This window comes from Micromonospora zamorensis (genome assembly GCF_900090275.1).
In the GTDB taxonomy this organism is placed as follows: Bacteria; Actinomycetota; Actinomycetes; order Mycobacteriales; family Micromonosporaceae; genus Micromonospora; species Micromonospora zamorensis.
Genome location: NZ_LT607755.1, coordinates 1,582,884 through 1,606,709, shown reverse-complemented (window position 1 = coordinate 1,606,709; position 23,826 = coordinate 1,582,884). Strand labels below are relative to the sequence as shown.

General features: G+C 72.9%; 25 protein-coding genes. 8 read left to right on the top strand and 17 right to left on the bottom strand.

What is annotated here, in order from left to right:
• Window positions 1-56: 56 nt before the first annotated feature.
• The 7 genes from GA0070619_RS07225 to GA0070619_RS07195 form a co-directional block, all read right to left on the bottom strand.
• Window positions 57-260 carry a cold-shock protein gene (locus tag GA0070619_RS07225; RefSeq protein WP_030338233.1) on the bottom strand — a complete coding sequence of 68 codons (204 nt, stop codon included), beginning with the start codon at window positions 258-260 and terminating at the stop codon, window positions 57-59.
• A gap of 288 nt (window positions 261-548) precedes the next feature.
• The gene (locus GA0070619_RS07220) at window positions 549-809 is read right to left on the bottom strand and encodes a DUF4235 domain-containing protein (RefSeq protein ID WP_371409995.1); all 261 of its coding nucleotides are present in this window, start codon (window positions 807-809) and stop codon (window positions 549-551) included.
• Between the two features lie 8 nt (window positions 810-817).
• Window positions 818-1,192 (bottom strand): DUF3618 domain-containing protein, encoded by a 375-nt coding sequence (locus GA0070619_RS07215; protein WP_088947345.1) that lies wholly within the window; start codon window positions 1,190-1,192, stop codon window positions 818-820.
• Complete coding sequence (locus GA0070619_RS07210) at window positions 1,189-1,623, bottom strand: phage holin family protein (RefSeq protein ID WP_088947344.1); 435 nt, start codon at window positions 1,621-1,623, stop codon at window positions 1,189-1,191. Before GA0070619_RS07210 ends, GA0070619_RS07215 begins: the two co-directional genes overlap by 4 nt.
• Window positions 1,624-1,965: 342 nt before the next feature.
• Window positions 1,966-3,153 (bottom strand): mechanosensitive ion channel family protein, encoded by a 1,188-nt coding sequence (locus tag GA0070619_RS07205; protein WP_088951615.1) that lies wholly within the window; start codon window positions 3,151-3,153, stop codon window positions 1,966-1,968.
• Window positions 3,154-3,236: 83 nt separating this feature from the next.
• Window positions 3,237-4,058 (bottom strand): DUF1206 domain-containing protein, encoded by an 822-nt coding sequence (locus GA0070619_RS07200; RefSeq protein ID WP_088947343.1) that lies wholly within the window; start codon window positions 4,056-4,058, stop codon window positions 3,237-3,239.
• Between the two features lie 59 nt (window positions 4,059-4,117).
• On the bottom strand, window positions 4,118-4,483 hold the full coding sequence (locus GA0070619_RS07195; RefSeq protein ID WP_088947342.1) for a hypothetical protein: 366 nt from the start codon (window positions 4,481-4,483) through the stop codon (window positions 4,118-4,120).
• Between the two features lie 96 nt (window positions 4,484-4,579).
• On the opposite strand from GA0070619_RS07195, the gene GA0070619_RS07190 reads away from it, so the two are divergent.
• Together GA0070619_RS07190 and GA0070619_RS07185 are read left to right on the top strand one after the other, a co-directional pair.
• A complete protein-coding gene (locus tag GA0070619_RS07190) occupies window positions 4,580-5,806 on the top strand; it encodes a cysteine desulfurase-like protein (protein WP_088947341.1) in 1,227 nt (408 codons plus the stop codon).
• Window positions 5,803-6,090, top strand: coding sequence for a GNAT family N-acetyltransferase (locus tag GA0070619_RS07185; protein ID WP_088947340.1), 288 nt, complete (start codon window positions 5,803-5,805; stop codon window positions 6,088-6,090). The genes GA0070619_RS07190 and GA0070619_RS07185 overlap by 4 nt, the downstream gene beginning before the upstream one ends.
• Before the next feature lie 14 nt (window positions 6,091-6,104).
• Here the strand turns inward: GA0070619_RS07185 and GA0070619_RS07180 are convergent, their stop codons facing one another.
• On the bottom strand, window positions 6,105-7,598 hold the full coding sequence (locus GA0070619_RS07180; protein WP_088947339.1) for a glycoside hydrolase family 3 protein: 1,494 nt from the start codon (window positions 7,596-7,598) through the stop codon (window positions 6,105-6,107).
• A 216-nt stretch (window positions 7,599-7,814) separates the two neighbouring features.
• Between GA0070619_RS07180 and GA0070619_RS33755 the strand changes: the two genes are divergently transcribed.
• The 4 genes from GA0070619_RS33755 to GA0070619_RS07165 all read left to right on the top strand — a co-directional run bounded on the left by GA0070619_RS33755 (window position 7,815) and on the right by GA0070619_RS07165 (window position 11,319).
• The gene (locus GA0070619_RS33755; RefSeq protein WP_255421242.1) at window positions 7,815-7,940 is read left to right on the top strand and encodes a hypothetical protein; all 126 of its coding nucleotides are present in this window, start codon (window positions 7,815-7,817) and stop codon (window positions 7,938-7,940) included.
• Between the two features lie 99 nt (window positions 7,941-8,039).
• Window positions 8,040-8,990, top strand: a complete 951-nt coding sequence (locus GA0070619_RS07175; RefSeq protein WP_088947338.1) for a TIGR03557 family F420-dependent LLM class oxidoreductase — start codon at window positions 8,040-8,042, stop codon at window positions 8,988-8,990.
• A gap of 105 nt (window positions 8,991-9,095) precedes the next feature.
• Window positions 9,096-10,727 (top strand): RecQ family ATP-dependent DNA helicase, encoded by a 1,632-nt coding sequence (locus GA0070619_RS07170; protein WP_088951614.1) that lies wholly within the window; start codon window positions 9,096-9,098, stop codon window positions 10,725-10,727.
• 88 nt (window positions 10,728-10,815) lie between these two features.
• Window positions 10,816-11,319: a hypothetical protein gene (locus GA0070619_RS07165; protein ID WP_088947337.1), complete on the top strand. Its 504-nt coding sequence runs from the start codon at window positions 10,816-10,818 to the stop codon at window positions 11,317-11,319.
• A 137-nt stretch (window positions 11,320-11,456) separates the two neighbouring features.
• On the opposite strand, the gene GA0070619_RS07160 is transcribed toward GA0070619_RS07165, so the two are convergent.
• Window positions 11,457-13,043, bottom strand: coding sequence for an MFS transporter (locus GA0070619_RS07160; RefSeq protein WP_197699607.1), 1,587 nt, complete (start codon window positions 13,041-13,043; stop codon window positions 11,457-11,459).
• An 82-nt stretch (window positions 13,044-13,125) separates the two neighbouring features.
• Between GA0070619_RS07160 and GA0070619_RS07155 the strand changes: the two genes are divergently transcribed.
• Window positions 13,126-13,887 (top strand): TetR/AcrR family transcriptional regulator, encoded by a 762-nt coding sequence (locus GA0070619_RS07155; RefSeq protein ID WP_088947336.1) that lies wholly within the window; start codon window positions 13,126-13,128, stop codon window positions 13,885-13,887.
• A gap of 9 nt (window positions 13,888-13,896) precedes the next feature.
• Window positions 13,897-14,931: a helix-turn-helix domain-containing protein gene (locus tag GA0070619_RS07150; protein ID WP_088947335.1), complete on the top strand. Its 1,035-nt coding sequence runs from the start codon at window positions 13,897-13,899 to the stop codon at window positions 14,929-14,931.
• A 151-nt stretch (window positions 14,932-15,082) separates the two neighbouring features.
• Here the strand turns inward: GA0070619_RS07150 and GA0070619_RS07145 are convergent, their stop codons facing one another.
• Genes GA0070619_RS07145 through GA0070619_RS07110 form a run of 8 tightly spaced genes read right to left on the bottom strand, consistent with a single transcriptional unit; the run spans window position 15,083 to window position 23,752 of the window.
• Window positions 15,083-16,066 (bottom strand): DNA topoisomerase IB, encoded by a 984-nt coding sequence (locus GA0070619_RS07145; RefSeq protein WP_088947334.1) that lies wholly within the window; start codon window positions 16,064-16,066, stop codon window positions 15,083-15,085.
• Window positions 16,050-17,003 (bottom strand): glycosyltransferase family 9 protein, encoded by a 954-nt coding sequence (locus GA0070619_RS07140; protein WP_088947333.1) that lies wholly within the window; start codon window positions 17,001-17,003, stop codon window positions 16,050-16,052. The genes GA0070619_RS07145 and GA0070619_RS07140 overlap by 17 nt, the downstream gene beginning before the upstream one ends.
• The gene (locus GA0070619_RS07135) at window positions 17,000-17,701 is read right to left on the bottom strand and encodes an SDR family oxidoreductase (RefSeq protein ID WP_088947332.1); all 702 of its coding nucleotides are present in this window, start codon (window positions 17,699-17,701) and stop codon (window positions 17,000-17,002) included. The genes GA0070619_RS07140 and GA0070619_RS07135 overlap by 4 nt, the downstream gene beginning before the upstream one ends.
• Window positions 17,698-19,170 (bottom strand): PfkB family carbohydrate kinase, encoded by a 1,473-nt coding sequence (locus GA0070619_RS07130; RefSeq protein ID WP_088947331.1) that lies wholly within the window; start codon window positions 19,168-19,170, stop codon window positions 17,698-17,700. The genes GA0070619_RS07135 and GA0070619_RS07130 overlap by 4 nt, the downstream gene beginning before the upstream one ends.
• A 16-nt stretch (window positions 19,171-19,186) precedes the next feature.
• Window positions 19,187-19,891 carry a D-sedoheptulose-7-phosphate isomerase gene (locus tag GA0070619_RS07125; protein ID WP_088951612.1) on the bottom strand — a complete coding sequence of 235 codons (705 nt, stop codon included), beginning with the start codon at window positions 19,889-19,891 and terminating at the stop codon, window positions 19,187-19,189.
• Window positions 19,888-21,105 carry a glycosyltransferase gene (locus GA0070619_RS07120; protein ID WP_088947330.1) on the bottom strand — a complete coding sequence of 406 codons (1,218 nt, stop codon included), beginning with the start codon at window positions 21,103-21,105 and terminating at the stop codon, window positions 19,888-19,890. The genes GA0070619_RS07125 and GA0070619_RS07120 overlap by 4 nt, the downstream gene beginning before the upstream one ends.
• Entirely contained in the window at window positions 21,090-22,064 is a 975-nt protein-coding gene (locus GA0070619_RS07115; protein WP_088947329.1) for a glycosyltransferase, read from the bottom strand. The genes GA0070619_RS07120 and GA0070619_RS07115 overlap by 16 nt, the downstream gene beginning before the upstream one ends.
• On the bottom strand, window positions 22,061-23,752 hold the full coding sequence (locus GA0070619_RS07110) for an HAD-IIIA family hydrolase (RefSeq protein ID WP_088947328.1): 1,692 nt from the start codon (window positions 23,750-23,752) through the stop codon (window positions 22,061-22,063). Before GA0070619_RS07110 ends, GA0070619_RS07115 begins: the two co-directional genes overlap by 4 nt.
• Between the last annotated feature and the right edge of the window lie 74 nt (window positions 23,753-23,826).

Sequence of the window (23,826 nt, the reverse complement as noted above, 5' to 3'; positions counted from 1 at the left end):
TTTCAACGGCCCTGTGCCGGACCGTCCCACTGACCGGCGGGGGCCGGCCATCTCACTCAGATGGGACGGACCTGCTCAGCCTGCGGGCCCTTCTGACCCTGAGCGATCTCGAACTCCACCCGCTGGTTCTCCTCCAGCGAGCGGTAGCCGCTGGTCTGGATGGCCGAGAAGTGGACGAACACGTCAGCACCCCCACCATCGACGGTGATGAAGCCGAAGCCCTTGTCAGCGTTGAACCACTTCACGGTTCCCTGAGCCATGTGTATCTCCCTCGAAAAACTGGCGGCCGTGCACGCCGTCCGGCCGATTGGCCGTTTTCGAGCGGCGGTGCCTGAGGCGGCCCCACGAAGGAGACTTCTCTCAACCCACGCCATCTCGCAACAGCGGGGACCAGCAAATCACGGAGGTAAAAAGTCTGTCACGACCTCTCCGACGAATTTCTCCGACATGTGACCTGACGGATGCCTCAGTTCCGCTGGGCGGCGTCCGAAGCCATGCGAAAGCCCCCTTCCCATCGATGCGGGAAGGGGGCTGAAGTCGCTGTGTGGTCAGTCCGGCCAGCTGCCGGTCATCCGGCGGACGCCGACCGCGCCGCCCCGGTCCACAGCGGCCCGGACGACCGCGAAGATGGCCCCCTGCAACGCCGCCGCGGCCAGGATCTCGCCCCAGCCGCGATCCTCGTCGATGGCGTTGGGTGCCTCACCGTCGCCCGCGGTGACCTTCCAGACCTGCCGGAAGATCGCCCCGGCCACCGTGCCCGCGGCGATACCCAACAACACGCCGACCGGCCGGTATGCGACCCTGCCGATGTTTCTGCTCACCTACGCCTCCCCCGCACGATCATCAGCACCACCACGGTGGCCACCGCACCGGCAGCGATCGCCGCCCACGGCACCGGGTTGCGTCGCATCAACTCGCCCTTGTCGTGCGCCTGTACGCGCACCAACTCGCCCTTCTCGTAGGCCTGTGCGCGGGCCATTCCGGCACCACGCACGGCCTGCCCGCGAACCCGGGCGACGGTCTGCGCCGCCTGCTCGCGCATCCGCTCCTTCGCCTGCTCGGCGGAAACCTTCAGGCGCGCCTTGACGTCGGCCTTGGCGGCCAGCGCCTCCATCGTCTCGCCCAACTCGACCCGGGTGCGGCGGATCTCCTCGCGGAGCGCCTCCGTGTCGCCGGTCCCGTTGCCGGTCATTGCCGCCCCCTGTCCTTCACCGCGGCGGTGACGGTGTCCATGTCGGCCCGGAGGCTGCGGACCGTCGCCGCCGGCACCGGTGGGACCGCACGGCTGACCTGCTTCTTGCCCACCAGGGCAAGGATGCCGGCCACCAGGAAACAGGCAACCGCCACGATCAGCGCGGCGGCCCAGGCGGGCAACACCAGGTCGAGCAGCAGGATCGCCGTGACGACCAACGCGCCCAGACCGTAGAACGCCAGTGCGCCGCCGCCGCCGAAGAGCCCGATGCCAATGCCCGCGTGCTTGCCCTTCTCGGTCAACTCCGCTCGGGCCAGCGCCAGTTCGTCCCGTACGAGACGGGAGACCTGCTCGGTGGCCCGCTGCACCAACTCGGCGGTGGAGGGCTCGCTCCCGTTCTGGGATGTGCGGGCGTTCGCCACGTCAGCCATGCTGTCCTCCTTTCCTCATCACCGCGCTGTATGCCCGGAGTCGCCGCCCGTCAATCCTAAAGCGCGCCGAGCAGCTCACCGTCCGCGTTGTCCGGACGCCGCGCCGAGGACCGGCGCACCGTCCCACCCTGATCACGCCAGAGACGTCCGGCAGCACATCCCCCACCCAAGCCCGACCAAACCTCTCAAACCAAACCCCACCCCGACCCCTCCCGCCCTTCAGCGCGCTACCGCGCCCGGAGCCGTTGATCATGAAGTTATTGCCCCGACACGCCGCTCTGGATGGCAATAACTTCATGATCAGCGGGGTGAGACGGGTGCCGGCGGCCGGGCGCGGACCGGTCAGGGGCGGGTTTCTTCGGGGCCTACGAAGGCTTCACTGCGGGCGTCGCCGTCGTCGCTGCCACCGAAGACGCGAGCGTCGTCCGGTGCCTCGGTCTCCGACAGGCGGCGTGCCGGCCGCCTCGGCTGCACCCACTGCCAGGGCAGGTTGCTGCTGGAGTCGCCCAGCTCGGTGCGCATCCGGGGCATCGCGGTCGGGCGGTTGTCCCGGATCCAGGCCACCAGATGCTCGCGGACCAGGCAGCGCAGGTCCCACAGGCTGCCCGCGTCGGCGGCGCTGACCAGCGCGCGCATTCGTACCATCCCGCCGGTGGCGTCGGTGACCTGAAGGACGCAGACCCGGCCGTCCCACAGCTCGGTGCCCTCGACCATGCGGCGAAGCTCCTCGCGCATCGTCTGCACCGGCACCGCCCAGTCCACGTCGAACTCGGCGGTGCCGAGCACCGCCGCCTCGGTCCGCGTCCAGTTCTGGAACGGCTTGCTGGTGAAGTACGAGGTGGGCAGGATCAACCGCCGGTCGTCCCAGATCTGCACGACCACATAACTGAGGGTCAGCTCCTCGATCCGACCCCACTCCCCCTCGACGACGACCACGTCATCGAGCCGGACGGCGTCGCTGAACGCGAGCTGGAGGCCGGCGAACACGTTGCCGAGCAGGCTCTGTGCGGCGAGCGCGGCCACCACACCGACCACACCGGCCGAGGTCAGCACACCGGCGCCGATGCCCCGCACGCTGGGGAACGTCATCAGCATCACGCCGATGGTCAGGATGACGATCACCGCGATGGTCAGCCGGCGCAGCATCACCACCTGGGTCCGGACCCGCCGGGCGTGCCGGTTGTCCGGCACGTCGACCCGGAACCGCGCCAGCGCGGTGTCCTCCACGACGACCAGCAGCGAGGCCACCAGCCAGGCCGCGGTGGCGATGACGGCGAGGACGAGCAGGTGCAGCAGCAGGCGGCGCCAGCTCTCGCCGACCGCATACCCGGTGCTGAAACGGACGGCGAACTGCACGGCGAGGACCGTCCCGGCGACCTGGAACGGGCGGTGCGCGTGGTCGGTCAGCTCGGTCATCAACAGCGAGCGACGGCCGAACCGCCGGGTCAGCCGATGGACGACCTCGACCAGGAACAGGGCGACCGCCGCCGCGACGAGCGCGGCGACGGTCGTTTCGACATAGTTCTGCAAGGCTTCGGTGCTCCCCTTCGACCAGGCGTCGGGCACTCCGGGCAAAAGCCCAAGAGTGCCCGACGACCGTGGTATCGACCAGCTCAGACCTTGCGGTACCGGGACTGGAGGAAGCAGTAGACGCCGAAGGCGGCGATGCCCAGGGCGACCAGGGTCAGCAGGAAGGTGCCGTACGACTGCTCGCGCAGGGTGTGCAGCGCGGCGTCCAGACCACGGGCCTTCTCCGGGTCGTAGTTCACGGCCGCGACGATGACCAGCAGACCGGCGATGCCGTACGCGACGCCCTTGGCCACGTATCCGGCCATGCCGAGACGGCGGGCCAGTTGGCGGGTCTTCGGGCTCATCTCACCGGTCTTCAGGTGCTTCTCGAACTTCTTGAGGGCGCCGTAGATGACCAGGCCGACACCGATCGCGGCGAGCACCAGCCCGGCCAGGCCGACGAGCCAGCGACCACCGCTGGAGGTCATCAGCTTGCCGGTCAGCGCCTCCTGCTGGTCGGCGCTGTTCGACCCGGCGTCCTTGAAGACCTTGAACGCGGTCCAGGCGAAGTAGAGGTAGACGATGGTCCGGCCGGCCGAGGCGAGCCGTTCGATGACCTGCTCCTTGCCCCGCTCGGCGCGGTGCCCGACCGCCGCCTCCAGCGCCTGCCAGATCGCCATCGCGAGCAGGCCGACCGCGACGGCGATGACCAGGAACTTACCGAGGGGCTGTGCGGAGAGGGTACGCAGCGCGCCGGACTGGTCGCCGTCGTCGGACGACTTGTCGAAGGCGATCTGCAATGCCAGCCAGGCGAAGAGGAGGTGGACGATGCCGTAGCCGATGAAGCCGGCCCGGGCGAGGAGTTCCAGCCACCGGCTGTCCGCCGTACGGGAGGCGGTGGCTTCGGCGCTACGGGTAAGTGACATGGCGTCACAATCTCCGATTGCGAAGATTCTCAAACGTCGGCCACCGCCGCCCGCCCAGGTCAGCTGCCCGGGTTACGCGCTACGCGAATCTTGACCTGTTGGTCGGTCACGCTGTCCAGGGTCACCCCGAAACCCCCGGCCTCGGCGGCCTGCTGGCCGGTGGTGAGGGTGAGCTGTTCGCCGGCGACCTCGACGGTCACCTGGTCACCCTCGGCGCCGACCAGCTTGGCCTCGACGCCCAGGATGGTGGTCCTCGCGTCGACACCTCGATCGAAGGTGATGGTGCAGGCGTCCACCGAACAGTCTGTGGAGGCGCCCTGGGAGCTGCAGCCGGCGAGCACGGCGATGCCGAGCGCCAGACCGGCGAACAGACCGGCGGCGCGGCGGACGGTGGGCATGGGCATGGTGGCGGGTCGGTTCGTCACCTCGCCAAGAGTACGAGACGCCCGCGATGTCACAGTCGATTGGTGATCACCCGGTGGCTGGACGGGGTCGCGGGAGCACCGGCTAGGGTCCGGGACATGCCGTTCGACATCGCCCGCACCCGGGCCGCGTACCCCGCCCTGACCGAGGGCTTCGTCCACTTCGACGGGGCCGGGGGCACCCAGACCGCCGCCGGTGTGATCGACGCGGTCGCCGACGCCATGCGCGCGGCGGTCGGCAACCGCAGCGCCGCCAACGTACCGGGCCGCCGGTCGTTGGAGCTGGTGGCCGAGACCCGCTCGGCGGTGGCCGACCTGCTCGGCGCCGACCCGGCCGGGGTGGTGCTCGGCCCGAGTGCCACCGCGCTGACGTACACCCTGGCCCGCACGCTCGGCGCGACCTGGCGCCCGGGTGACGAGGTGGTGGTGTCCCGGCTCGACCACGACGCCAACATCCGGCCGTGGGTGCAGGCCGCCGAGGCGGCTGGTGCGACGGTGCGCTGGGCGGAGGTCGACCGGCACACCGGTGAGCTGCCCGCCGCCCAGTACGCCGACCTGGTCGGCGAGCGGACCCGGCTGGTCGCGGTGACCGCCGGCAGCAACGCCATCGGCACCATGCCGGACGTGCCGGCGATCGCCAAGATCGCGCACGCCGTCGGCGCGCTCGTACACGTCGACGGGGTGCACTCCGTTCCGCACGGGCCGACCGACCTGAGCTCACTCGGCGCCGACGTGCTGGTGACCAGCGCGTACAAGTGGTCCGGGCCGCACCTGGCGGCGATGGTGGCCGACCCGGCCCGCTGGGCGGCGCTTCACCCGGCGAAGCTGGTGCCGTCCTCCGACGCGGTGCCGGACCGGTTCGAGTACGGCACGCCGAGTTTCCCGCTGCTGGCTGGGGTGACCGCGGCGGTCGATCACCTGGCCGGGCTGGACCCGGACGCGGTCGGGGACCGGCGGGCGCGGCTGCGGGCCGGTCTGGCCGCCGCCCAGGCGCACGAGGAGGCGCTGCTGGACCGGTTGCTCGCCGGGTTGGCGGAGCGGCCGGAGGTCACCGTGTACGGCTCGCCGGCCCGTCGCTGCCCGACGGTGTCGTTCCGGGTCGCCGGGATGTCGCCGGCGGCCACCCAGGAGGCGTTGGGCGCCGCCGGGTTCTGCCTCTCGGTCGGCGACTACTACGCCTACGAGTACTTCCAGATGATGGGTCTGCGGGACAGCGGCGGCGCGGTGCGGGCCAGCCTCTACCACTACAACACGGCCGACGAGGTGGACCGGTTGCTCGGCGAACTCGACGCGCTGACCGACAGCACGGGGAGAATGGCCGGATGAGCACCCTGGTCGAGGACAACCCGGCGAAGCACCGCTTCGAGATCCTGGTCGACGACGCGTTGGCCGGCTTCACCGCGTACCTGATGCGCGGGGAGGTCCTGGTCTTCACCCACACCGAGGTGGACCGGGGCTTCCAGGGCAAGGGCGTGGGCGGCGCGTTGATCCGGGGCACCCTGGACGAGGTCCGCGCCCGGGGTGGCACCGTGGTGCCGCAGTGCCCGTTCATGGCCGCGTTCATCGACAAGCACCCCGAGTACGCCGACCTGGTCGCCGACCTGCCGTAGGCGGGACGGTCGGCTCAGCGGGTGCCGGTCAGCACCTCGGCGGCGGCCCGGCCACTGGCCCGGGTCGCGCCGTGGGTGGCCAGGTGCACCGACCCGGTCACCAGCTCCGGCACGCCCAGCTCGACCACTACCGCGTCGGGGCGGACGGCCAGCGCGCGTTGCACGGCAGAGCGCATCCAGTGGTGCCGGTGCAGGTCGCGGACCACCAGGACCAGGGGGCGGGTGCCGGCCCCGGCGCCCGGATCGGCCGGCACGTCGGGCTCGGCGTAGCGGACCGTGCTGGTGCCGGGCAGCAGCTCGCCCAGTGGCGCGCCGATGCCCCACGGGGTCTCCGCGCCGATGGCGATGTTGCGCAGCGGCTCGAACTCGACGACGTGCGCCGCGCGGGTCAACGGCAGCGCCCCGGCCGCGGCCCGGGCGGTGGTGACCCGAACGGCCCGGCGGGCGGCGACCAGCCCGACGTCGGCGGCGCCGCGCACTCCGGCCGACCCGGCGGTGCGGGCGGCGGCCATCGTCCAGGCGGCGAGTTGCCCGACCCGCTTGGCCGCCTCGGCGAGTCGTTCCTCGGGCAGCTCACCGGAGACGACCGCGGCCACGATGGCGTCGCGCAGCTCGCGCACCGCCTGCTCGTCGGCCCGTTCGCCACCGACGCAGATCGCGTCGGCTCCGGCGGCGAGGGCGCGAACCGTCGCCCCGGCGAAGCCGTAGCGGTCGGCGACCGCGCGCATCTCCACCGCGTCGGTCACCACCACGCCGGAGAAGCCCATCTCGTCGCGGAGCAGCCCACCCAGGATGCGCTGACTCAGCGTGGCCGGCAGCTCCGGATCCAGAGCCGGCACCAGCAGGTGGCCGGTCATCACCGCCTGCACCCCGGCGGCCACGGCGGCCCGGAACGGGGCCAGCTCGCAGGCGTCCAGCCGGGCCCGGTCGGCGGTGATGCGGGGCAGGTCATGGTGTGAGTCGACGCGGGTGTCGCCGTGGCCGGGGAAGTGCTTGGCGCAGGCCGCGACACCGCCGGCCTGGAGGCCGCGTACCCAGGCGGCGGTGTGCCGGGCGACCAGCGCCGGGTCGGCGCCGAAGGACCGCACGCCGATCACCGGGTTCTCCGGGTTGGAGTTGACGTCGGCGTCCGGGGCGTAGTTGAGGGTGACCCCCGCGGCGGCCAGCTCGACACCGAGGTCCCGGGCGACCGCCTCGGTCAGCGCCGGGTCGTCGACGGCGCCGAGGGCGAAGTTGCCGGGCCGGGTGCTGCCGTGCACCGACTCGAGTCGGGTGACGTCGCCGGCCTCCTCGTCGATCGCCACGATGACGTCCGGCCGCTCTGCGCGCAGCGTCGCGGTGAGTGCCGCCACCTGCGCGGGGTCGACGACGTTGCGGGCGAACAGCACCACCGCGCCGAGGCCCTCACCGAGCCAGCGACACACCCACGGCGGCGGGGTGGTGCCGACGAACCCGGGTTGCAGGACGGCGGAGGCGAGCGCCGGGAGGTGCCCGGCGGACCCGGTCACACCGCCCCCTCAGGACGGTCTGTCTCCAGCACCGGCGTCGGTGCGCCCCCGTCAAACCACTGGTCGCGCTCGCTCATGCGGCCCCCGTACCCCATCTCTCGCGCGCCCTCGGCGCACCGCCACCGGCAGGCGGTCATGCCATGGTCACACCGGGCGATTCAATAGTCAATAAACCTTACAGTTGCCTGGCGGCCCGCTCCCCGGGAGAGTGCGGGGATGGACCCCGCCCTGCTGGCCGACGCGACGAGCCCGGCCGACATCCCCGGCGTACGCCTGCTCGGCCTGGTGGTCGGCGCGCTGCTGCTGCTCGCCGCGATCCGGGCGATGTTCGGTCGACGCTGAGCGCCGCACACCGATCCGGGCCCGGCGAGCCGTGTGTGGCCGACCGCGCCCGGGGTACGGCATTCCCCATCAGCAGGTTCGCGCGCCGAAGGGGAAACGATGAAGATCGGATACTTTCTGTCCAGTGAGGAGTTCACGCCAGCCGAGCTGCTGGAGCAGGCGCGCGGTGCCGAACGGGCCGGCTTCGAGGCGCTGTGGATCTCCGACCACTACCACCCGTGGGTGGACGCGCAGGGCCAGAGCCCGTTCGTCTGGTCGATGATCGGCGCGCTCAGCCAGGTCTGCTCGCTCCCGGTGACCACTGCGGTGACCTGCCCGACCGTGCGGATCCACCCGGCCGTGATCGCGCAGGCGGCGGCGACCAGCGCGGTGCTGCACGGCGGGCGGTTCGTGCTCGGCGTCGGCACCGGCGAGGCGCTCAACGAGCACATCTTCGGTGACGCCTGGCCGCAGGCCGACGTCCGCCTGGAGATGCTGGAGGAGGCCGTCGAGGTGCTGCGCGCGCTGTGGGCCGGCGGCTTCGTCAACCACCGCGGCAAGCACTACACAGTCGAGCAGGCCCGGATCTACACGCTGCCCGACACTCCCCCGCCGATCTACGTCTCCGGCTTCGGGCCCAAGTCCATCGACCTGGCCGCCCGGATCGGCGACGGCTACGTGAGCACCATGCCCGACGGCGAGATGGTCCGGCGCTTCCGCGAGAACGGCGGCGGCGACAAGCCGTGCCAGGCCGGCTTCAAGGCGGCGTACGCGGACAGCGAGGACGAGGGCATGCGCATCGCGTACGAGCGCTGGCCGAACGCGGGGGTGCCGGGCGAGCTGTCCCAGGTGCTTCCCTCACCGCGCCACTTCGAGCAGGCCGCCGAGCTGGTCAAGCCGGAGATGGTCAGGGACGCGTTCGTCTGCGGCAACAGCGTCGACGCGCACCTGGAAATGATCGACAAGTACGCCAAGGCCGGCTTCGACGAGGTGTACGTGGCCAACACCGGCCCGCACTACCAGGGCCTGTTCGACCTGTACCAGCGCGAGGTCCTGCCCCGCCTGCGCTGAGCCCCGGATCAGACGAGCCGGCTACCCAGGGACATTGCCGATGCCCCGCCCATGATCGCCCGAATGCGTTTCGGCGGTCATGGGCTCGGGTACCTCCGGCCCTCGATGAAACTGTCCACGCATTCGATGACGTTGCGCCGCGCGGCCCGCAGCCTTTTCGGCTGGAAGGCGCTGAGGCCCAACCAGCTGGCCGCCATGCGCGCGGTCATGAAGCGACGTGACGCCCTGGTGGTGTTGCCCACCGGGGCCGGCAAGTCGGCGATCTACCAGATTCCGGCCAGCCTGATCCCCGGCCCCACCGTGGTGATCTCCCCACTGCTGGCCCTCCAGCAGGACCAGATCGCCTCCCTCAACGAGCGGCAACGCCCGGAGCTGCGGGCGGTGCGGATCAGCTCGAACGAGTCGCCCACCCAGCAGGCGGAGGCGATCACCGAGATCCGCGAGGGCCGGGCGGAGTTCCTGTTCATCACCCCGGAACAGCTCAGCAACCCGGACCGGATGGCCGAGGTCGCCGATCTGAAGCCGGCGCTGGTGGCGATCGACGAGGCGCACTGCATCTCGGCGTGGGGGCACGACTTCCGCCCCGACTACCTGGCGCTCGGGCACCTCATCGACGGCATCGGTCGGCCGCCGGTGGTCGCGCTGACCGCCACCGCCTCCCCTCCGGTACGCGACGACATCATCGCCCGGCTGCGGCTGCGCGACCCGGAGGTCGTTGTCTCCGGGCTGGATCGGTCGAACCTGTTCCTCGAGGTCGCGCACTGCCCGACCGAGGACTACCGGTGGCGGCGACTGGTCGCGCTGCTGAGCGACGACGAGCGGCCGGGGATCATCTACGTTCCGACCCGCCGCGCCGCCGAGGAACTGGCCACCCGGTTGACCGACGCCGGCTTCCCGGCGCAGTTCTACCACGGTGGAATGGCGGCCGGCGCCCGTGCTGAGCTGCACGAGGCGTTCCTCGCCGACCAGGTTCCCATCATGGTGGCGACGTCGGCGTTCGGCATGGGCATCGACAAGCCGAACATCGCCTGGGTGGCCCACATGGCGCTGCCCGACTCACCGGACAGCTACTTCCAGGAGATCGGCCGGGCAGGTCGCGACGGGCAACCGGCCCGGGTGCTGCTGCTCTGGCAGGCCGAGGACGTGGGCCTGCAGCGGTTCTTCAGCGGCGGCCTGCCCGACGTCGACGAGCTGCGCGACCTGGCCGCGCTGCTGCGCCGCAAGCCCGCCACCAAGACCGAGCTGCGCGAGACCACCGGCCTCGGGCCACGCAAGCTGGGCCAGTACCTCTCCCTGCTGGAGCAGATCGGCGCCGCCGAGCCGCGCGCACGGCAGCGCATCGGCGCTCCCCGCTACTCCCCCGCCCCGGCGGACGCCGCCGCGGCGGCACTGGCCGAGGCGGAGCGCCAGCAGACGGTGACCCGGTCCCGCACGGACATGATGCGGGCCTTCGCCGAGACCACCGCCTGCCGGGGGCAGACGCTGCTGGCCTACTTCGGCGAGCAGATGACGCAGGTGTGCGGCCACTGCGACAACTGCCACAACGGCACCAGCGTGGCCGACCAGGGTGCGGTCGGGCCGTTCCCGGTGCACAGCCAGGTGCGTCACCCGGAGTGGGGGCGCGGCATGGTGCTCTCCTACGAGGAGGACAAGATGACGGTTCTCTTCGATGAGGTCGGGTACAAGACGTTGTCGGTGCGCGTGGTGTCCGAACAGGGCCTGTTGACCCTGGACTAGCCTGACCCGGGCTCCCGTTGTCGGGCCCGTTGATCGACCAAGCGAAGCACCGAGTGACCAAGCAGAGCAGGGCGGAAGGGGCATTGCCGTGATCGAGCAGCCGGCGTACACCGGTTTCGGTTTCTCCGATGGGGAGTGGGGGTTGCTGGTCGGCCTGCCGCAGTCGGTTCTGACCGCGGCGAGCGCCGCCGAGTCCGACGGCACCCGCCGGACCATGGCGGAGACCGCTGCCGGCCTGGAGACCATCGCCGCCGGCCGGGAGTCGGCCAGCCCGCTGGTCGCGGCCGTGGCCGGCGAGATCGTGACCCGGGTCGGTGACCCGGAGACCGGTGCGGAGCTGCCGGTCATCGCGCCCACCGACCCGAAAGCCATGATCGACGACGTGCTGCTGCGCGCCGGCGAGGCCTCCGCGCTGCTGGCCGCCCGGGTCGACGAGGGCGAGGCCGGTGCGTACAAGCACTGGCTCGTGAAGATCGCCGAGCAGGTCGTGGGCGCCGCGTCCAGTGGTGGGCTGCTGGGCATCGGAGGCGAGTCCGTCAGCGACTCCGAGCGGCGCTTCCGCGACCGGCTCGCGCACGTGCTCAACGACTGACGCCCCCGAGCAGCCACCCTGGTGGCGCGACCGCCCGTGGTGCGCCACGTTGATCGACTCGGTTTCCTGGAAACCGTGGCATCCCCGCGTTCGGGACGCCCCGACTTCCGGGAAACCGAGTCGATCATTTGGGGCGGCTACGCCTCGGCCGGCGCCGGCAGCGCGGTCGGCGTCGGGTCGCTCGGGAGCGCCGCGGTCGGGTCGGCCGGCTGGGCGCCGCGCAGCGTGACCAGCGCGGCGACCGCGCCCAGCACCATCGCCACCATGGCGGCGACCGCCGCGAGGTGCAACCCGTCGGTGAACGCGACCCGGGCGGCGTGCAGCACCGCGTCGGCCAGATCCGCCGGCAACTCCTGGGCCACCGCGAGCGCGCCGCCCAGGGTCTCCCGGGCAGCGTCACCGCTGTCGGCGGGCAACCCCGCCGGCAGGCCGTCGAGGATCTCGCGCCGGTAGACCGCCGCGCCCACGCTGCCGAGGATCGCCATTCCCAGCGCGCCGCCCAGCTCACTGCTGGACTCGGTCAGCGCCGACGCGACTCCGGCCTGCTCGGGCGGCGCCGCGCCGAGGACCAGCTCGGTGACGAGCGACATCACCATCACCAGGCCACCGGCGTAGACACTGGCGCCGACGAGCAGCAGCCACAGCGGCGACTCCGGCGTGACACGGGTCAGCACCGCGAAGCCGAGCACGGCGATCCCGAACCCCGCTCCGATCAGGTACGCCCGCTCGACGCGCTGGGCGAGCGCGGCGGCGGCCGGCGCCACACCGCCCACAGCGAGGGACGGCACCAGGCTCCACAGTGCCGCTCGCAGCGGGCTCAGGCCGAGCACCAACTGGAGGTGCTGGGTGGTGAAGATGGCGAAGCCGACCAGCGCGAACATCGCCAGCAGGTTGACCGCGAGCGAGCCGGCGAAGCCGCGGCGACGGAACAACGCGAGGTCGATCATCGGGTACGCCCGGGTCCGCTGCCGGTGCAGGAACAGCGCGCCCATCAGCAGACCGGCGACGATGGCGAGCACCCGCGCCGGGCTGAGGCCGTCGCGGGCCATCTCCTTGATGCCGTAGATCACCGGCAGCAGCGCGCCGAGGGACAGCGCGGCGCTGAACAGGTCGAACCGCCCGGTCGCCGGGTTGCGTGACTCCGGCACGAGGACCGGGGCGAGCAGGAGCAGCATCAGCATCGCCGGGATGTTGATCAGGAAGATCGAGCCCCACCAGAAGTGCTCCAGCAGGATGCCGCTGAGCACCGGGCCGAGCGCGATGCCGCCGGTGAGAGTGGCGGTCCAGATGCCGATGGCGGTGCCCCGCTGCTTGGCGTCGTGGAACAGGTTGCGCACCAGGGCGAGCGTGGACGGCATCAGGGTGGCCCCACCGATGCCGAGCACGGCGCGCGCGGCGATCAGCGTTGCGGCGCTGTCGGCGTACGCGGCCAGCAGCGACGCCGCCCCGAACGCGGCGGCGCCGATCAGCAGGAGCCGGCGTCGCCCGATCCGGTCGCCCAGAGCACCCATGGTGATGAGCAGCCCGGCCAGCACGAAGCCGTAGATGTCGAAGATCCAGAGCTGCTGGGTGGCCGTGGGGCGCAGCTCCTCGCTGATGAACGGCACCGCGAAGTAGAGCACCGACACGTCCATCGAGACCAGGAGCAGCGGCAGCATCAGCACCGTGAACCCGATCCACTCCCGTCGGCCCGCCCGTGGTGCCGGTGTGGTCGTCGCCATCATGACCAGTCCCCCTTCTGCGTATGTCGTACGCTGTTATGCGTAGACCATACGCAGAACTAGGATGGCGAGGCAAGGAGGAAATGTGGCGGCACAGACGGACGACAGCGGGCCGGCGATCCCGGCCTCCATCGAGAGCGCCTGGGGGCTGCGGGAACGACCACCCAAGGGCCCCCGGCCGGGGATGAGCGTGCCCGCCATCGTGGACGCCGCCGTACGGGTGGCCGACGCCGACGGGCTGGCAGCCGTCTCCATGAGCCGGGTCGCCAAGGAGCTGGGCGCCGCCACCATGGCCCTCTACCGCTACGTCGGCTCGAAGGACGAGCTGCTGATGCTCATGGTGGACACCGGCTACGGCCCGTCGCCGGGACCGCCTCCGCCGGAGGCCGACTGGCGCGCCGGCCTGACCCGGTGGGCCTGGGCCGAGCACAGGGTGCTGCGGCACCGCGCCTGGTTGCTGCACGTGCCGATCACCGGCCCGCCGATCACCCCGCAGCAGCTCGGCTGGATGGAGGACGGGCTGCGCTGCCTCGACGGCACCGCCCTCGGTGAGGGCGAGAAGATGTCAGTGCTGCTGCTGCTCACCGGGTACGTCCGCAACGAGGCCACCCTCACGTCGCAGGTGGCCGAGGGCAGCAAGGCCGCCGGCGTCGCGCCCAGCGAGATGATGCCGGCGTACGGTCGGACGGTGGCCCGACTCATCGACCCGGCCCGCTTTCCGGCGCTGCACCGGGTCCTGACCGCCGGCGTGCTCACCCAGGACGACGACCCCGACGACGAGTTCGCCTTCGGCCTGGACCGGATCCTCGACGGCGTCGAGGCCCTGATCCAGCGCCGAGCCAACTGAGGGAACCGGATGCTGCCGAGAGACACCATCGACACCACGGTCCTGCCCCCGGGCGAGCGGTTCGGGATGTGGCTCGACCTCGTCGCGCGCACCTCCGCGCCGCTGCGCATCCAGTCCGCGCACGCCGACGACTTCGCCGCCCGCGCCGACTTCATCGAGCTGGGCCCGATCCAGCTGGTGGAATACCAGTACCCGTCGCTGGACGCCACCCGCACCCGCAAGCTGGTCCGCCAGTCCGACCCGGAGCTGTACATCCTCGCCCTCACCACCGGCGGCATCGGCACGTCCAGCCAGGACGGTCGCCGCAGCGAGATCCTGGCCGGCGAGTTCACCTTCTACGACGGGTCCCGACCGCACGACGTCTGCCACCACGCGACCGAGCCGGAGCGGGACCAGGCGAGCTCGATCATCACGTTGATCCCGCACGCCGCGCTGCCGTTGCCCCCGCAGCGGATGGCCGCGCTCTACGGCGGTCGGATGTCCGGCAGCGAGGGGATCGGGGCGCTGCTGGCGCAGTTCCTGTTGCAGGTGACCGGGCATCCCGAGCAGTACCATGCCGCCGACGCCAGCCGGCTCGGCACCGTGGGACTGGACCTGGCCACCACCATGCTCGGCCGGCACCTGGTCGCCGAGGACGCCGTGCCCACCGAGGTCCGCCGACGGGCGCTGCTCACCCAGGTGCAGGCGTACGTCCACCGGCACCTCGGTGACGCGACGCTCGGCCCACAGGTCCTCGCCGACGCCCACCACATCTCGGTGCGGTCGCTGCACCGGCTGTTCGAGGCCGAGCACACCACCGTGGCGTCGTACGTCCGGGGTCTGCGACTGGCCCGGTGCCGGCGTGACCTGTCCGACCCGGCGCTGCGCAACCAACCCGTACAGACCATCGCGGCGCGTTGGGGGTTTTCCGACAAAGCTCATTTCAGCCGGGCGTTCCGGGCGGCATACGGGGTGAGCCCGCAGGAACACCGCGACGGCGGCTCGCATCCGGCGCGGATCGTCAACCGGCCGGCATCAACGGTCAACTCACTGCCGGCAGACTGACACCAGCGCGTCCACCGTTCGATCGGTGGGCCGCCAACGGGGGCCGTGGCGCGGCGCCCGCCGCGAAAACGCGGCGGGCGGCCGCCCGGTGCACCCCTCATCCTGAGGCCCCGGTCCCGCCACCTCCCCCCAGGATCGTTGGCGGGGCCGGTCAGGTCTTCTCCAGCAGCTCCAGGACCACCCGCTCGGCCTCCTCGCGTGGCGCCTGCGGGTCCACCGACGCCACCACCCCGTCGTGGTACAGGTCAACGACCCGCGGATCCACGTAGGACGTCCGCGCCACCGTCGGGGTGTTGCCCAGCAGCTCGGCCACCTCGCGCATCACCGCGACCACCGCCTTGCGCCGGGCGGTGACCGAGCGGGCCGGGCCGACGGTCGCCAACTCGGTGGCGGCGAGCACTGTGGCGTGCCAGGTGCGGAAGTCCTTCGCGGTCATCTCCCCGCCGCTGGCGTCACGCAGGTACCCGTTGACTTCGTCGCTGCGCACGTCGCGCCACTCCCGGCCGTCCCAGTAGCCGAACAGCCGGTCCGCCCACCGCCGACGACGGCGCAGATTGACCAGCACCTGGCACAGCTCCGGGTCCTCGATCCGGCGTACCTGCTCGATGCCACCCTTGGCGGGGAACACGAAGACCACGCAGCCGCCCCGGGATCGGGCATGCTCGGGACGCAGGGTGGACACCCCGTACGTCGGGTCGTCGCCGGCCGCGTACTGGTCGCTGCCGACCCGGAACATCCCCATGTCCAGCAGTCGGGCCACCGTCGCCAGCACCCGGTCCCGGCCCAGCCCTCGGCCGTCCAGGTCACGCCCCACCCGCTCGCGCAGCACCGGCAGCCGGCGTGCCACCTCCAGCATGTGGTCGAACTTCGCCTCGTCCTGCTTCTCCCGCCACCGGGGGTGGTAGACGTACTGCTTGCGCCCGGCCGCGTCGATCCCGATCGCCTGGATGTGCCCGTTCGCGTACGGCGAGATCCAGACGTTCTGCCAGGCCGGAGGAATGACCAGCTCCCGCAGCCGGGCCAGGACCTCCGGGTCACGGACGGGATCGCCGGCCGGGTCGACGAAGGCCCAGCCCCGTCCACGTCGACGCCGCCCGTACCCCGGTCGACCCGGGTCGCTACGCCGCAACCGCACCGGAGACACGCACCAGCCTTTCCACCTCAGCCACGGCGGCCAGCACCGCGTCGAGACGCAGGGCCGCCATCGTCGGGTGGCTTCCTACCCCGTCCCACCTGGGCCAATCCCCGTCGCCGGCCCAGAGCACCCGGTGCCGGGGCCGGTCCGGCGGCGGCCCCCAGTGCGCCGGCGGGACCGGCCCGAAGAGCACGACCGAGGCGGTGCCGTACGCGGTGGCCAGGTGGGCCACCCCGGTGTCCCCGCTGACCACCAGCCGGGCGTGCGCCACCAGCGTGGCGAGCGCGCCGAGGTCGGTGCGGCCGGCCAGCACGGCGTCGGACGGCAGGCCGGCCGCCTCGGCCACCCGTCCTGCCAGTGCCCCCTCGTCGGCCGATCCGGTGAGCAGCACCCGGTGCCCCTGCTCGCTGAGCGCCCGGGCCAGCGCGGCGAACCGCTCGGCGGGCCACCGCTTGGCGGGGACCTTGCTGCCGGGATGCAGCACTGTGACACCCGTGGGCAACCCGGCCGCCCCGGGCCGGCGCAGGTCGAGATCGGAGCGGTCGGCCGCGATGTCGTACCAGGACAGCAGCCGGCACCACCGGTCCACCTCGTGCTCGTCCACGGACCACCGCGGACCGTCGGTGTGGCCAGCCTCCGGGTTGGCGAAGGCGAACAGCCGGCCGGGCCGGGTGGCCGCGAGCAACCGGTGCGACTGCGGGCCGCGCCCGTGCAGGTTGACCGCGACCTGCGGGGCCGCCCCGACCCCGATGGGCCGGTCCAGCCCGGCCGTGTCCACCAGCCGGTCGACGCCGCCGACCAGGTCGACCAGCGGTGCCAACCAGGCGGGCGCGGCGAGCGCCAGTTCCCGGGACGGATACGCGGCCCGCAGCGCCCGCAGCGCGGGCACGGCGGTGACCAGGTCGCCGACGCCGAGGGCGCGCAGCACGAGGATCACGGGTACGACGTCTCCTGCTCGGCGCAGACCACCAGCTCGCGAACCGCGCAGCCGGGCGGCTGGTTGAGCGCGAACATGACGGCGGCGGCGGTGTCGGCGGGATCGTTGAGGATCGCGTCCGGCCCCGGTTTGTACTGCGGGTCGCGCTCGTCGAAGAACGCGGTGCGCATTCCGCCCGGGATCAGCAGCGTGACACCGACCTGCCCGGCGAGCTCGGCGGCGAGGGCGCGGGTGAAGCCGACCACGCCGAACTTGGCCGCGCAGTACGCGGTGGCGTCGCTGACCGCCTTGACGCCCAGGGTGGAGGCGACAGTGACGATGCGCCCCCGGGACGTCAGCAGGAACGGCAGCGCGGCCCGGATCACCGCCGCCGTGGCCAGCAGGTCCACCGCGACGATCCGGTCCCAGGTCTCCCCCGGCACGTCGGCGAGTCGACCCGGCACGTCCGTGCCGGCCGCGGTCACCACCGCGTCCAGGCCGCCGGCCTGCTCGGCGAGGTGCTGGGTGGCCACCTCGGCGGCCCGCGTGTCGGCCAGATCGCACTCGGTCCAGGACACCCCGTCGGCCGGCGGCTGCCGGTCCAGCACGATCGGTCGACCACCGGACGCGGACACCGCCGCGACCACCGCCGCGCCGAGGCCGCTCGCGCCGCCGGTGACCAGGACGGTGGGCCCGGCTCCGGGCCGCGTGGCGGTCATCGGACCCGCTCCGCGAGCGTCCGGACGATCATGTCGGTGGTGGAACGACCGTCCAGATAGGGCACCACCACCGTGTTTCCGCCCCACCGGCGCAGAACCTCCGCCTCCGGCAGGGTGGCCGAGGCGTCACCGCCGCCGGTGGCGTAGTCGCCACCCTTGACCCAGACGTCGGGCCGTATCCAGGACAGCGCCGCGTCCGGGGTCGGCTCGTCGAAGACGAGGACCGCGTCGACACAGCTCAGAGCGGCCAGCAGCCGACTGCGGTCACCCTCGGACATCACCGGCCGATCCGGGCCCTTCAACCCGGCCACGCTGGCGTCGGAGTTCAGGCAGACGATCAGGCAGTCGCCGAGCTGCCGGGCGGCCTCCAGGGTGGCCACGTGCCCGGCGTGCAGCAGGTCGAAGCAACCACCGGTCGCCACCACCGTGCCACCTGCGGCCCGTACCTCACCCAGGAGCGTGGCGACCGCCGCGACTCCGACCCGGTCCCCACCGGGGCTGACCAGAGCGGCGTTCGCAGGGCCACCCCTCGTTCGCGACTGCGCGGATCGCAACCCGGACTCCCTCCTTGCGTTCGCCGCCGGAAGCGCCGCGGCCACTCCTCCACCCGCCACGAACCGGGACGCCTCGGCGACCGCCGCCTGCACCGCCTCGGAGACCAGGGCGCCCTGAGCCAACGCGAGGCTGGCAGCGGCCGCGAAGCGGTCCCCGGCTCCGCAGGTGTCCCCCTCCGCGCTGCCGGGGGTCGGCACCACCAGCGGCGTCGACCCGGCGTGGCAGAGCAGCGCGCCGTCACCGCCCAGCGTCACCGCGACCGCGCCGGCCCTCCAGCGCCGGCGGAGCCCCTGCGCACCACGCGAAGCGGTGGCCAGCCGGGAGGCACCGGGCAGCGCGGGAACCAGCTCCCGCACCTCCGACTCGTTCGGGGTGGCAAGGTGGACGCCGGGCACCGCCGCCGGACCGCGCGGATGCGGGTCCCACACCACCGGCGCGCGGGTCGCGGCCAACGCGTCACGAAGCGCGGGCTGCCGGGCCACCCCCCGGCCGTAGTCGCTGACCAGCACCGCCGACGCTCCGGCGATCACCCGCAGCACCTCGTCGGAGGGCTGACCCGGCTCCCCGGACGCGCCACCGCGGTCGTGGCGCAGCAGCACCCGACCCCGAGCCCGTAGCCGGATCTTCTCCGGCGTCGCGCCGGAGAGAGCCAGGGGATACACCTGCACACCAGCAGCGGCGAGCAGCGTGCTCAGTCGGGCTCCGCCAGCGTCGTCGGCGAGCGCGGTCACCAGCACCACCTCGGCGCCCTGCGCGGCGGCGAACACCGCCGCCAGACCGGCGCCACCGGGTCGGTCGGTGGCCGCGGTCTCGTCGAGCACCGGCACCGGGGAGTCCGGGCATAGCCGGTTCACCACCCCTTCCACGTCCCGGTCGAGCAGGGTGTCGCCGAGCACCACCACGGGTCCTCTCACGCTTGCCTCCTCATCCTCACGCGTCGACCTGCTGTCCGGTCCCACCGTCGAGCACCACTTCGACCCCGGTACGCACCGACCGGGCCGGCGGAGCGGGCTCGGTCGGGTCGTGGTGGACCGCCGCCGGGTCGGCGACCGCGGCCAGGGCGGCGGGCAGTTCCTGTTCGAGGTACTCACAGAGCAGGTGGCTGGTCACGAGGTGCAGCTCCTGGACGACCTGGGTGTCGGGGGACGCGACAGCCAGCACCTCGTCACAGGCGTCGGCGAGGGGATTGGGCGTCGCCCCGGTGAGCGCCCAGCTCGTCAGGCCGGCCTCCCGGGCGGCCAGCGCGGCGGTGATCAGGTTGGCGCTGCTGCCGCTGGTGCTCAGCAGCAGCAGGACGTCACCGGGACGACCATGCGCGCGCACCTGGCGGGCGTAGACGTCGGTGTAGCCGTAGTCGTTGGCGATGGCGGTGAGCGCGCTCGTCTCGGCGTGCAGCGCGATCGCGGACAACGGCTGCCGGTCGTGGTGCAGCTTGCCGACCAGCTCGGCGGTGAGGTGCTGGGCCTCGGCGGCACTACCGCCGTTGCCGGCGACCAGCAGACGACCCCCGCCGGCCAGCCGGTGGGCCAGGTCCGCACCCCAGCGGGCCAGCTGCGACTCACACCTCCGGTACGACACCAGCGCCGCGGCGAGGTTCGTCAGGTGGGTGTCGAGCAGGCTTCCCGCCGGCATCAGGCCACCACCCGGGTCGGGCGACGCACGGCGGCCACCTCGCTGTAGACCTCGACCAGCCGCTCGGCGGTTGCCGCCCACGAGTACCGCGTCCGGGCCCGCTCGCGCGCCGCCGTCGCGTACGCGAAGCGCCTGATCCGGTCGTCGAGCAACCCCTGGATCGCGGCGGCCAGCGCCTGCGGGTCCCGCGCCGGCACGAGGTCACCGGTCGTCCCGTCGACGACGGTGTCCCGGATGCCGCCGACGGCGGTGCCGACAACCGGCACCCCACAGGCCATCGCCTCCAGCGGGGTCAACCCGAACGGCTCGTACCAGGGTGCGGCGACCAGCAGGTCCGCCGAGCGGTACCAGCGGCCCATCTCCTCCCGGGGCACCGCGCCGACCAGGTGCACCCGGTCGGCCACCCCGCACGACTCGGCCAGTGCCCGAAGCCGCCGGGCGTACGGGTCGGTCTCCAGCAGCCCCTCGGGCGGGCCGCCGACCACCACGCACTCGGCGTCCGGGACCAGGGCCATCGCACGGACCACGGTCTGGAAGCCCTTGCGTTCGACCAGTCGACCCACGGTCAGGATCCGGGCCCGACCCGGCTCGCGGTCGGCGGCCGGCCCGAGCGGGGCGAACGTGGCGAGGTTGACTCCGGAGGGCACGACGGTCATCCGGGACCGGGGCACGCCCATCCGGACCAGTTCGCCCACCTCGTCACGGCACTGGGCGACGATCCGGTCCACCGAGCGGCCCAGCTCGCGCTCGTAGGACACCCGGCGGGCCGGGCTGGTGTCCTGCACGCCCTGGTAGCGGCGCTTCACAGTGCCCAACGCGTGGTACGTCTGCACCACCGGCACCCCGGTCTGCCGGCCGGCGGTCAACGCCGCCAGGCCGCTCATCCAGAAGTGCGCGTGGATCACCTCGGGCACCCAGTCCCCGCCCCGCCAGCGCTCGATCAGCCAGGCACTGAACTCCCGCATGTGCGGCAGCAACGCGTCCTTGGCCACCGGCTCGGCCGGCCCGGCGGAGACGTGCACCACGTCGTACCCGTCCGGGCTGCGGACGGTCACCGGCAGGTCGGGCGCGTCCCGCCGGGTGTAGACCCGTACCTCGTGCCCGGCGGCGGCGAGCGCGGCGGACAGCTCCGCGACGTGCGTGTTCTGGCCGCCGGCGTCCTCCCCTCCGAGGACGGCGAGCGGGCTGGCGTGCTCCGAGATCATCGCGATCCGCATACTTCCTCCTCCAGCAGCCGGTCCCAGTCAGCGAGGAAACGGTCGAGGCCGTACCTGTCGCGTGCGGCCGTTCGCGCCGCCGCGCCGGCCTGGCGCGCGGTCGCCGGTTCGGCGATGAACCGGCGGGCGGCGTCGAGCAGGGTGTCCGTCCGGGTGGCGAGGGCGCCCGCCTCCGGGGGTACCGCCATCACCGCCTCGGTGGTGGCGAGCGCGACGACCGGCATGCCGATCGCCATCGCCTCGATGAGGCTGAGCCCGAGCGAGGTCCACCGGCACAGGTGCAGGTACGCGCGCCGCCGGGCCAGCTCGGCGTGCATCCGGTGCTGGGGTACGTCGTCGTGGCTGGTGAGCCGGTCGGCGGGCAGCCCGAGGTGGTCGGCCAGGCCGGCGACGCCCATGCCGAAGACGTCCAGCGGCGCGATCTCGGCGAACTGGGGCAGCAGGTCGGTGCCGGTGACCCGTCCTCGCCGGATCGGCTCGTTGATCACCACGGCGAGCCGGTCGAGTTCGCCCGTGTAGGACACGGTGGGGGCGACGATGCCGTGGTCGACCACTGTGGTGCGGGTGGCGCCGGTGTCCCAGAAGATCTGGTTGAACCCGGTGACGTGGGCGATGAGCAGGTCGTCGCGGTCGGCCATGGGGTGCCGTGTGTTGGGCACGTCGCCCTTCGGGGTGTTGTGTTCGACGTAGATCGCCGGGAGGTCGCGGCCGGGGCGGCGGCGCAGCCACGCCTCGGCCCGGTCGATCTCCTCCGGCCGTTGCAGGATGACCAGGTCGATGTCGGCGCCCGGCAGGTCCTCCGGGGCGACCTCGACCGCACTGTCCGGCCAGGGGTAGGTGCGGGCCCGGCCGAGGCCGTAGGGGCCGCGGTCGGGTGTGGTGGGGATCAGGTAGCGATGGCTGCCGTGCACGAACGACGTGGTCCACGAGCCGTGCACGTGCCAGAGCAGGATGTTCATCGGCCGCCACCACCACTGACGGCGAGCATCCGCAGCGCGTCGACCACCTCGTCCGGGTCGATGCCACTGAGGCAGGGGTGCCCGGGGACCGGGCAGCTGGCGGCACGGGTGTCCCGGCAGGGCGCGGCGGCGTCGCCGAGCCGAACGGTGGGCACCCGGTACGGCCCCCACTGACCGAACGGGACGGTCGGCGCGAAGAGACTCACCACCGGCACTCCGCTCGCGGCGGCCAGGTGCGCGGGCCCGGTGTTGCCGACCACTACCGCGCTGGCGTCCGCCACGATCCCGGCCAGCCCGGCCAGGCCGGTTCGCCCACCCAGGTCGGTGCCCCCGGCCGCCGCGACCCGGGCGGTGACGTCACGCTCGTCGGAGCTGCCGGTGACCAGCACCCGATGCCCGGCGGCGGTCAGCGCCCCGGCGATCCGGGTCGCCACCTCGGGCGGGCAGGCCCGGCTCGACGCGGCCGAGCCGGGGTGCAGCACCACGTACCCCGGGTCGCCGAGGTCGGCCGGGCGCGGCGGCACGGCGTCGCGGCGGAGCCGGAGCACAGGTTCGTCGCCGTCGGGCAGCCGGTGACCGGCGGCGGCGGCGAGGGAGAGGGCACGTTCCGGTTCCGGGACGCCCACCGGCACCCGGTGCCGGACGTCCAGCAGCGAGCCCGGGTAGTCGTCGCTGATCGCCGCGATCCGGCCGACACCCGCCATCCGCAGCAGCAGTGCCAGCGGCAGGGCGGACTGGTGGAACGAGGTGAACACCACCGCCTGGTCCGCGCCGATCGCGGTGAGGCGGGCGGTGAGGCTCCGCACCGCCTCCGGGTCGACCGGCCCCGGCGTGGGGTCGATCCAGGGCAGCGGGTGCTCGATGATCTCGTCGACGCCGGGCAGCAGGTCGGCGGCGGCGCGGCCACGCGGCCCGCACAGCAGCACCACCCGCTGCGCCCCCGCCGCGACGGCACGGATCGCCGGCCCGGTGACCAGCACGTCCCCGGCCGAGTCCGACCGGACCACGAGCGCCGTGCGCACCGGGTCACCGGTCGGGGTCGCCGGTCGTACGGCCTGTTGGCGGCGCAGGATCTCGTCCACCGCCGCCGGCAGGTCGGTGGCCACCCACCCGGCGGCCGCGATCTCCTCCGGTCGGGTCACCGGGGTCGGCACCAGCACTCCCGCCGCCCCGGCGGCCAGCGCGGCACCGACGTCCCGGCCGATGTCGCCCACCAGCACACACCTGGACGCGGTGGTGCCCAGTTCCCGAGCGGCGGCGTACACAAGGCCGGGCGCCGGCTTGCGGCAGTCGCAGCCGTCGGCGTCGTCGTGCGGGCAGACCAGCCACGCGTCGAACCGACCCAGCAACTCCTCGACGCGGGCGTGCACGGCCCGCATCTGCTCCCCGGTGAAGTAGCCCCGGGCCAGGCCCGACTGGTTCGTCACGACCGCCAGGCGCAGCCCGGCCGCCCGCAGCCGGTCCAGCGCCGCCCGCGCCCCCGGCACCGGCCGCACCTTCTCCGGGTCGCCGTTGTACGGCACGTCCTCGATCAGGGTGCCGTCGCGGTCCAGCAGCACCGCGTCGTACAGGACGGGTCGGGGGCTTCCGACAGTTGTGCGACTGGCCCCGGCGGAACCGGCGCGGTCAGCAGCGGCGTAAACCGGGGCTGACCTGCGCTGATACGGATCCTCCTGGTCCTGTCGCACAGCCGGCGGGTTCCCTGCGCCCCGAGGAGTAAACGTCGTCGTCGAGGGGGTGGGCCAGCGCCGCCAGCGGTGCC

Excerpts from the sequence above, each read along its gene's own strand:
- GA0070619_RS07190 (WP_088947341.1), top strand. The coding sequence starts at position 4,580 with ATGCCGTTCGACATCGCCCGCACCCGGGCCGCGTACCCCGCCCTGACC.
- GA0070619_RS07225 (WP_030338233.1), bottom strand. The coding sequence starts at position 260 with ATGGCTCAGGGAACCGTGAAGTGGTTCAACGCTGACAAGGGCTTCGGC.
- GA0070619_RS07115 (WP_088947329.1), bottom strand. The coding sequence starts at position 22,064 with ATGAACATCCTGCTCTGGCACGTGCACGGCTCGTGGACCACGTCGTTC.
- GA0070619_RS07185 (WP_088947340.1), top strand. The coding sequence starts at position 5,803 with ATGAGCACCCTGGTCGAGGACAACCCGGCGAAGCACCGCTTCGAGATC.
- GA0070619_RS07160 (WP_197699607.1), bottom strand. The coding sequence starts at position 13,043 with ATGATGGCGACGACCACACCGGCACCACGGGCGGGCCGACGGGAGTGG.
- GA0070619_RS07175 (WP_088947338.1), top strand. The coding sequence starts at position 8,040 with ATGAAGATCGGATACTTTCTGTCCAGTGAGGAGTTCACGCCAGCCGAG.
- GA0070619_RS07210 (WP_088947344.1), bottom strand. The coding sequence starts at position 1,623 with ATGGCTGACGTGGCGAACGCCCGCACATCCCAGAACGGGAGCGAGCCC.
- GA0070619_RS07135 (WP_088947332.1), bottom strand. The coding sequence starts at position 17,701 with ATGACCGCCACGCGGCCCGGAGCCGGGCCCACCGTCCTGGTCACCGGC.
- GA0070619_RS07120 (WP_088947330.1), bottom strand. The coding sequence starts at position 21,105 with ATGCGGATCGCGATGATCTCGGAGCACGCCAGCCCGCTCGCCGTCCTC.
- GA0070619_RS07150 (WP_088947335.1), top strand. The coding sequence starts at position 13,897 with ATGCTGCCGAGAGACACCATCGACACCACGGTCCTGCCCCCGGGCGAG.
- GA0070619_RS33755 (WP_255421242.1), top strand. The coding sequence starts at position 7,815 with ATGGACCCCGCCCTGCTGGCCGACGCGACGAGCCCGGCCGACATCCCC.
- GA0070619_RS07170 (WP_088951614.1), top strand. The coding sequence starts at position 9,096 with ATGAAACTGTCCACGCATTCGATGACGTTGCGCCGCGCGGCCCGCAGC.
- GA0070619_RS07215 (WP_088947345.1), bottom strand. The coding sequence starts at position 1,192 with ATGACCGGCAACGGGACCGGCGACACGGAGGCGCTCCGCGAGGAGATC.
- GA0070619_RS07200 (WP_088947343.1), bottom strand. The coding sequence starts at position 4,058 with ATGTCACTTACCCGTAGCGCCGAAGCCACCGCCTCCCGTACGGCGGAC.